Origin of the sequence: Sodalis sp. (in: enterobacteria) (assembly GCF_047607725.1) — a bacterium.
Classification (GTDB): domain Bacteria; phylum Pseudomonadota; class Gammaproteobacteria; order Enterobacterales; family Enterobacteriaceae; genus JBLKSS01.
The window spans coordinates 1-8,315 of sequence record NZ_JBLKSS010000104.1 but is presented as its reverse complement, the minus strand read 5'-3'; the positions used below and the strand labels follow the sequence as shown (position 1 = coordinate 8,315).

Here is an 8,315-nt window from a genome sequence, read left to right as displayed (position 1 = left end):
CACAGGAAAAATAGACTAAAACCGAGTCAGAAGATGAGCGAACACGTGATCGAATATCACTGGAATGGGTGATCGGAAAATATCGGAATAACTGATCGGATGTCGCCGGAACAGATGATCGGATACGTCGGAATCTGCAAATGGCCCTCTCAGACCCTTTTCAGCGATATTTATCATTTTATTCTGTTTAAAAAGCGTATATAAAGGCGGGTAGCGCTTCTGATGGCAGAAATTTCAGCGCGCTTTCTATTACTTAACCCTTTAATAACAAAGAGTTAAAGTTAATCTCCTGTAAAATACGTGGAATAACCGAAAAAATTGTCGAAATCTCTTATAAATCAAGTCTTAAGCAGACACCTCGCGTGCTCGGCGTTTTTGAGATTTTCGATTTATACCAACTTTTTAAAGCGCCACCGCTTCACATGATCATAAGAGGTGAATAAGTGAAGCCGGTGACGGAGATGGACAGGTGTCCGTCACGGTGGGGTCTACTATGGAAAGCACTATTGTTATGAAAAAGTTAAAAATAACGCTCGCCTGGCAAATTTTCGTTGCTTTGATCCTGGGTATCCTGCTGGGTGCGGTACTCCATAAGCAGGGAGAATTACGCGATTGGATGATTGCCAATATTCTTTCGCCGGCCGGGGATATTTTCATCCGCATGATCAAAATGATCGTGGTGCCCATCGTGGTCGCCACGCTGGTTGTCGGCATTGCCGGTATTGGCGATTCCAAAAAGCTCGGCAGAATCGGATTTAAAACCATCCTGTATTTCGAGATAATCACGACACTGGCGATTATTCTGGGAATTACCCTGGCCAATGTCTTTCATCCCGGCCACGGGATTGATATGTCGACGCTGGCGGTGGTGGATATCTCAAAATATGAGCAAACCACCGTTGCAGTGCAGTCCAGCGGCCATAGTCTGGTCGGGACCATTTTGTCGCTCATCCCGGCGAATATTTTCGCCTCGATGGCCAAGGGCGACATGTTGCCGATCATTTTCTTCTCCGTCTTGTTCGGCCTCGGCCTGGCCTCTTTGCCGGAAAATACCCGGTCGCCGCTGTTAAATGTGTTCAACGCGGTCGCGGAGACGATGTTCAATGTCACGCATATGGTGATGCGCTATGCGCCGGTGGGGGTTTTTGCGCTGATTTCGGTCACCGTGGCGACCTTCGGTTTCGCCTCGCTGCTGCCGCTGGCCAAGCTGGTGTTGCTGGTGTACGGCGCCATTATCTTTTTTGCGCTGGTGGTGCTGGGGGCCGTGGCGCGGCTCTGCCGGTTGCGTATCTGGACGCTTATCTGCATTTTGAAGGAAGAGCTGATTCTTGCCTTCTCCACCGCCAGTTCAGAAAGCGTGTTGCCGCGCATTATTGAAAAAATGGAGGCGTACGGCGCACCGGCGGCGATTACCGGCTTCGTGGTGCCGACCGGGTATTCGTTCAATCTGGACGGGTCGACGCTGTATCAGAGTATCGCCGCCATTTTCAGCGCGCAGCTGTATGGCATTGAGCTGTCCCTGGGCCAGGAGGTGGTGCTGGTGCTGACGCTGATGGTCACCTCCAAGGGGATCGCGGGCGTACCGGGAGTGTCCTTTGTGGTGCTGCTGGCGACGCTTGGCAGCGTGGGCATACCGCTGGAGGGGCTGGCGTTTATCGCCGGCGTCGACCGTATCCTGGATATGGCGCGTACCGCGCTTAACGTTGTGGGGAATGCGCTGGCGGTGCTGGTGATCGCCAAATGGGAAAATCAGTACGACAGCGTGCAGGCGCTGGCGTATGAGAAAGAGATGTTGGCAACCAAGGACTGATTTTCGCGCGTCGACCGCGGGTCTTCCCAACCAGCGCCCCATGGCGCTATTGGGACGGGTGATTTCGGTGTGAAGCAGAGACCAAAACGGCCCGATGTTAATGACATCAGGCCGTTTTTGTTGGACCAGCAATAAGGCGCCAAGGTGACCCACGTGGTCAAGGCGGCTTGGAAAAACCCGCGGATTGACAAAGGCGCGTTGACGCCATCAGCTGCGGCGGTGCAGCAGCTTGTACAGCGCCGGAATGACCAGCATCGACAGCAGCGGTGCGCTGACCATCCCGCCGACCATCGGCGCGGCAATGCGCTGCATCACCTCCGAGCCGACGCCGCCGACCCACATGATCGGCAGCAGGCCGGCCATAATGGTCGCAACGGTCATGACTTTCGGCCGCACGCGCAGCACCGCGCCCTCTCGAATGGCCGCCAGCAACGCCCGTTCGTCCAACTGACCATGTTCGGCGCGGTGCTTGACCAGCGCGTGGTTAAGATACAGCACCATAATCACGCCGAATTCCGCCGCAACGCCCGCCAACGCGATAAAGCCCACCGCGGCCGCCACCGACAAATTGTAGTGCAGCAAATAAAGCAGCCAGACGCCGCCAATCAACGCAAACGGCAACGTGCCCATGATAAACAGCGCATCGCGCACCCGGCTAAAGGTGACATACAGTAGAACAAAGATAATCGCCAGTGTGAAAGGCAGCACGATTTTCAGCTTGGCGCTGGCGCGCTCGAGATATTCGAACTGCCCGGACCAGCTGAGCGACACCCCCTGTGGCAGCTTGACCTGTTGCGTCACCGCGCGCTGCATCTCCTCGACGGCCGATTTTAAATTCCGGCCGCGCAGATCCACATAAATCCAGTTCGACAGCCTGGCATTCTCGCTTTTCAGCATCGGTGGCCCGTCATTAACGCGGATGGAGGCCAAATCCCCCAGCGTGATCTGCGCGCCGGCCGCGGTGATAACGGGCAGATCGCGCAGTTTTTGTACCGAATCCCGCAGATCGCGCAGTTTTTGTACCGAATCCCGCAGCTCGCGCGGATAGCGCGCATTAATGGAATAACGTTCGCGCCCCTCGATAGTTTGGCCGATGTTCTCCCCGCCGACGACCGCGGCGACCAGGGACTGCAGCGCCTGCACCGTTACGCCATAGCGCGCGGCGCGCACCCGGTCGATATCCACATCGATATAGCGTCCGCCTTTCAGACGCTCCGCCAGCGCCGACGTGACGCCCGGCACCTGTCGCACCACCCGTTCGATTTGCTGAGCGACCTCTTCAATCTGGTCAATGTTATTGCCATTGACCTTGATGCCGACCGGACTCTTGATGCCGGTGGCCAACATGTCCAGCCGGTTGCGGATGGGCGGTACCCACACATTGGCAATGCCGGGCAGGGAGACGGCGTTATCCAGCTCGCGCACCAATTTATCCATGGTCATTCCCGGTCGCCACTGCTGTTTGGGTTTGAAATAAATTGTGGTTTCCAGCATGGTCAGCGGCGCCGGATCCGTCGTGGTATCCGCCCGGCCCGCTTTGCCGAATACCGTCTCCACTTCCGGTACGGTCTTGATAAGCCGGTTGGTTTGCTGCAGTAGCCGAGCGGCTTCGCGCGCCGAGATACCGGGTAGGGTCGAGGGCATGTACAGCAAATCCCCTTCGTCTAGCGGCGGCATGAACTCGCTGCCCAGCCGGCTGAGGGGATAAAGGGTAACCAACAACAGCGCCAGCGACAGACCGAGCGTGGCCCAAGGCCAGGCCAGCGCCAAATCCAGCACGGTGCGATACAGCGCAATCAGCCAACGGTTAAGGGGATTGGCCCTCTCGTCCGGAATGCGGCCGTGGATAAAGTACCCCATCAGCACCGGCACCAGCGTAATCCCCAGGCCGGCGGCGATCGCCATGGAGTAGGTCTTGGTGAACGCCAGCGGGCTGAACATCCGGCCTTCCTGCGCCTCCAACGAGAAAACCGGAATGAAAGATAAAGTGATGATCAGCAGGCTACAGAATAGTGCCGGCCCCACTTCGGTGGCGGCGCGGGCGGAAATGTGCCAATAGTCCTCGTTTGACGGCGTCTTGCCGGGATGGTTATGGCGCCATTGCTCCAGCACCTTGTGCATGTTCTCTATCGTCACGATGGCGGCGTCGACCATGGCGCCGATGGCGATAGCGATACCGCCGAGCGACATGATATTGGCGTTAATCCCCTGATAGTGCATGACGATGAAGGCGCCCAGTATGCCGAGCGGCAGGGTGATTATCGCCACCAGCGCGGAGCGGAAGTGGAATAAAAACAGGCTGCACACCAGCGCCACGACGATAAACTCTTCGAGCAGTTTATGGGATAACGAATCAATTGCCTGTTCAATCAAGTGGGAACGGTCGTAAACCGGCACAATTTCTACGCCCGGCGGCAGACTGCGGCGGATGTCCGCCAGCTTGTTTTTGACGCCGTTGATTGTATCCAGCGCATTTTTACCGCAGCGCATAATGACGATCCTGCCGGCGACTTCTCCTTCTCCGTTCAGTTCCGCCACGCCGCGTCGCATCTCCGGCCCGAGACGGACCTGCGCCACATCGGACAACAATATCGGCACGCCGCCGCGGGCATCGATGACAATGTGGTTGAAATCCGCCAGCGTTTTTAGATAGCCGGCGGTGCGCACCATATATTCGGCTTCGCTCATCTCCAGCACCGAGCCGCCGCCTTCCTGGTTGGCCTGTTGTACCGCTTCGATGATTTGCTGATGGCTGATATTCAATGCGCGCATTTTGTCCGGCTGCAACACCAACTGGTATTGCCGCACCATGCCGCCGAGGCTCGCGACTTCCGCCACGTTGGGCACGGTTTTCAACTCAAACTTAAGGACCCAATCCTGCAACGCCCGCAGCTCCGCCAGATTATGCCGGCCGCTGCGATCCACCAGCGCGTACTCATAAACCCAGCCGACGCCGGTTGCGTCCGGACCCAGGCCGGCGCGGGCCTCCGCCGGCAGCGTCGCTTGCGTCTGGCTCAGGTATTCCAGCACCCGCGAGCGCGCCCAGTAGGGATCGGTGCCATCGGCGAACAGTACATAGATATAAGCATCGCCGTACATGGAGAAGCCGCGCACGGTGGTCGCGCCGGGAACCGACAGCATCGTGGTCGTCAGAGGCCAGGTGACCTGATCCTCCACGACCTGCGGCGCTTTGCCGGGATAGTTGACCCGAACGATGACCTGGACATAGGACAGATCCGGCAGCGCGTCCACCGGCGTACGTTGTAGAGACCAAATGCCCCAGGCCGCCAGCAGCAGCGCCGCCAAGATGACAAGCAGGCGGTTGCGCAGCGACCAGCGAATGATGTAAGCGATCATTGGTCGCCCCTTACCGGTACGATGTCGGTAAGTTGCGCGCCGCTGTCGTTCAGGATGAAGGCGAATTGCACCCGGCTACCGATGTTGACCTCCGGCTGCAAACCGCTCTCGGGCAGCGTGAAATCCATGCTCATCGCCGGCCAGCCCAGCGCCGCGATGGCGCCGTGGACCAGGGTCACCCGCCGGTCGTGACGGGCTTTCAGCGTCCCTTCTCCCCGATAGGTTTGCGGCGAGGCATCGTGGCTGCCGGCATCATGGTTAGCCTGTAGCGGTGCCGATGCGCCGCCGGCGTCGGTATTGCCTGATGGCGTCGCCGGCATATGCGGCGAGGCGCCCTGGCTATCGGCCGGCGCGCCAGCCAACTGCGGAAGTGCGCCGCGCAGGCTGGCCTCGGAGTCGATGAGGAATTGCCCGGCGGCGGCGGCCTTATCCCCATCGTGCAGCCCTTTGACGATTTCAACCCGGTCGCCCAAACTGCGCCCGGCGGTGACCTCAACCGGCCGGAAACAGCCGTCACCCTCGGCCAGCAGCACGGTATTGCGGCTGCCGGTCTGCAGTAACGCGTCCTGGGGAATCGTCAGCACCGTTTCACCTGTGCCGCCGCCGTCGGCCCGCTGTACCCGCATGTACATGCCCGGCTGCAGGCGGGCGTCATGATTATCGATGGCGATACGCGCCCGGTAGGTGCGGGTGCTGTTATCCACGACCGGTAGCAACTCTTCGACACGCCCGTGAAAACGCATGTCCGGCCAGCGCGCGGTGGTGGCGACAATGTCATCCCCCGCCGCCACGGCGCCGGCCTGCGCCTGCGGGAAATCGGCCACTAACCACAAGGGATCCAGCGATGCCAGCTCAAACAACGGCGGCGTAGCGGTGACCTGGCTACCCTCACGGACCGACAATTGGCTGATAAAGCCGCTTGCCGGCGCGCGCAGGGTGATGCGGGTCTGCGGTTGCCCGCTTCGCTCAACCGTGCGGATGACCTCCTCCGGCATGAATAGCAATTGCAGTTTCTGGCGCGCGGCGGCCGTCAATGCGCGGTCCCCCAATTGCCTTATCGCCAGATATTCCTGTTGAGCGGCATTCCATTTGGGGATCCACAGCCGCGCCAGCGGCTGATTCTGCGTAACGTGCTGCTGTTCGGCGCGCACGTATAATTTATCCACCAGCCCGCCGGCCCGCGCCGGAATAACGCGAAGGCCGCGATCGTCGATATTGACGGTACCGAAGGCGTCCAGGTCCCGCGACAGCGTGCTTTTCTGAACCGTCGCGACCGCCACGCCCAGGTTTTGCTGTTGGCGGGCGCTGAGGGTTATCCCGCCGTCATCCGGCGTCTGGTCGGCATAGCGGGGCGTCAGCGGCATATCCATAAACGGTGATTTGCCGGGCTTGTCGAAACGCTGGCCGGGCACCATGGGATCGTACCAATACAGCACTTTGCGATGGGCGTCAGGGTGCGCGTCTTGCGTCGTGACGACCTGCTTCGGCGCGGCTGGATGCAGCGCATAGCCGGCGGCGAACGCCGCAATCAACCCGGTGATCGCCAGCGCGATGACGCCGGTACGGCCGGTAACAGAGAGGCTCATAGCCTATTCTCCGCGGGGATCAGATAGCGGATAGCGGCCCAGTCCTGGGCCAGTTGTCTGGCGGCGCGGCTTTCCTCCAGCTCGCTGCTCAATAGCGCCTGGCGTGCCTCAAGCAGCTCACCCAGCCCGGCGGTACCGCTGCGATATTGCGCCTGGACTAGCGCGATGCGCTGGCGCTTCAATGGCAAGACCTCCTGTGTTTGCCACCGCCAGCGGCTTTGGGATGCCTCATAGCGGGCGACTAGCGCCTGTAATTGCACGGTATGATCGCGAATGGCGAGCGCCAGCCGGTCGTTCGCTTCAAAGGTGCGCACCCGATCGGCCGCGTGATCCTTATCCTGGCTCTGTGACTGAAATAGCGGCAAATCGACCGTGAACATGATGCCGGCCATATCGTCATAGCCGCTGGCGCGCTGGCCGTAGTACACCTCCACGCCGACATCGGGCAGTGTGGCGACGGCCGATTGGGCCGAGCGGGCCTGCGCGACGTCCGCCACCCGACGCGCCTGCAGAATTTCCGGGTGCTGCGAGATACCCTGAGTGAGCACGGCCACATCCGCCGGTAGGTGCTCAAAGCGTGGCAGCACGCCCGTAGGTTGCACTTGTGCGACGCCGGTTAACTGTGTGAGACGCGCCTGGGCCAGCGCCACATCCCGGCGCGCGTCCAGCACCGCGGCCGCATTGGCGCCGGCCGCGACGCCGGCACGCCGTACACCGATTTGCTGTTCGCTCTCAGCAGCCAGCCGCCCGGCGCTGTCCACGGCGCGCTGCGATAGCGCCAGATCCAGCCAGGCTTGCGCGGTATCCCGCTGGAGCTGCGCGCGCAGACGCTGATAGTTTGCCGAGACGGCGTCCGCTTCGGCGCGGATGGCGTCCGCTTTGCGGTCACGTTTGGTCTGACTGATATACTCCTGCATGATGCCCACGCGCTTCATGGTCATCCCTTCCCGGCTGAAGCGGCGATCGTTACTGCCGCCCACCGGGACATTTTCAATGCCGAACTTAAGCTGCGGATCCGGCAGCTGATTGGCGGTGTCGGCCTGGTTTTCCAGCTCCTGACGTTGGTAAACGGTGGCGGATAAATCCGCCGAGTAGCGTTCGGCTCGGGCCAGTGACTCCGCCAGTCCCATCTCTTCGGCGTCGACGGCCGTGGAGAAAAGGAGCGCGAGGACCAGCCATGCCGGCGAATAACGGCACGGTAACAGCATGATATTCCTCGTTTAAGGCTGGACGGGCTGAATAGCGGTGACGGTATAGTTGCCGTCTTGTAAGCGGAAGCTGAAATTCACCGCCGTGCCTGTGGCGAGCGGCTTGGCCGCCAGCGCGTCGGGCAACGCGAACGTCATGGTCATCGGCGGCCATTTGAGCGCGGGGATCGCGTGATGGGCGATGGCGACTTCATGCGCATCCCAACGCGCTATAGACGTAAGCGTACGCCCAGCGCCGTATTGACAGTTATTCAGCAGGGATGGTGAGGTTCCACGGCAGGAGCTCTTTGATTTTGTTGATGGGATGATCCGCGATAATCGCCAGCACATGGCGCAGATACGCTTCCGGCTCCA

The 8,315-nt window shown here is 60.0% G+C and carries 6 protein-coding genes; 1 reads left to right on the top strand and 5 read right to left on the bottom strand.

The genetic code is table 11. From position 1 onward, the window contains the following. The first annotated feature begins 511 nt into the window (after positions 1 to 511). Positions 512 to 1,810, top strand: a complete 1,299-nt coding sequence (gltP, locus tag ACMX3H_RS09770; RefSeq protein WP_415210673.1) for a glutamate/aspartate:proton symporter GltP — start codon at positions 512 to 514, stop codon at positions 1,808 to 1,810. 207 nt (positions 1,811 to 2,017) lie between these two features. Here gltP and ACMX3H_RS09765 read toward each other — a convergent pair whose 3' ends face one another. The 5 genes from ACMX3H_RS09765 to ACMX3H_RS09745 all read right to left on the bottom strand — a co-directional run. Continuing rightward, positions 2,018 to 5,167 carry an efflux RND transporter permease subunit gene (locus ACMX3H_RS09765; protein ID WP_415210672.1) on the bottom strand — a complete coding sequence of 1,050 codons (3,150 nt, stop codon included), beginning with the start codon at positions 5,165 to 5,167 and terminating at the stop codon, positions 2,018 to 2,020. Beyond that, a complete protein-coding gene (locus ACMX3H_RS09760) occupies positions 5,164 to 6,753 on the bottom strand; it encodes an efflux RND transporter periplasmic adaptor subunit (RefSeq protein WP_415210671.1) in 1,590 nt (529 codons plus the stop codon). The genes ACMX3H_RS09765 and ACMX3H_RS09760 overlap by 4 nt, the downstream gene beginning before the upstream one ends. After that, a complete protein-coding gene (locus tag ACMX3H_RS09755; protein ID WP_415210670.1) occupies positions 6,750 to 7,961 on the bottom strand; it encodes a TolC family protein in 1,212 nt (403 codons plus the stop codon). The genes ACMX3H_RS09760 and ACMX3H_RS09755 overlap by 4 nt, the downstream gene beginning before the upstream one ends. Before the next feature lie 12 nt (positions 7,962 to 7,973). Then, entirely contained in the window at positions 7,974 to 8,174 is a 201-nt protein-coding gene (locus ACMX3H_RS09750) for a copper-binding protein (protein WP_415210674.1), read from the bottom strand. A 34-nt stretch (positions 8,175 to 8,208) separates the two neighbouring features. Then, the coding region (locus ACMX3H_RS09745) for a transposase domain-containing protein (protein ID WP_415210122.1) at positions 8,209 to 8,315 on the bottom strand (107 nt) is incomplete at its 5' end.

Excerpts from the sequence above, each read along its gene's own strand:
- ACMX3H_RS09765 (WP_415210672.1), bottom strand. The coding sequence starts at position 5,167 with ATGATCGCTTACATCATTCGCTGGTCGCTGCGCAACCGCCTGCTTGTC.
- ACMX3H_RS09760 (WP_415210671.1), bottom strand. The coding sequence starts at position 6,753 with ATGAGCCTCTCTGTTACCGGCCGTACCGGCGTCATCGCGCTGGCGATC.
- gltP (WP_415210673.1), top strand. The coding sequence starts at position 512 with ATGAAAAAGTTAAAAATAACGCTCGCCTGGCAAATTTTCGTTGCTTTG.
- ACMX3H_RS09755 (WP_415210670.1), bottom strand. The coding sequence starts at position 7,961 with ATGCTGTTACCGTGCCGTTATTCGCCGGCATGGCTGGTCCTCGCGCTC.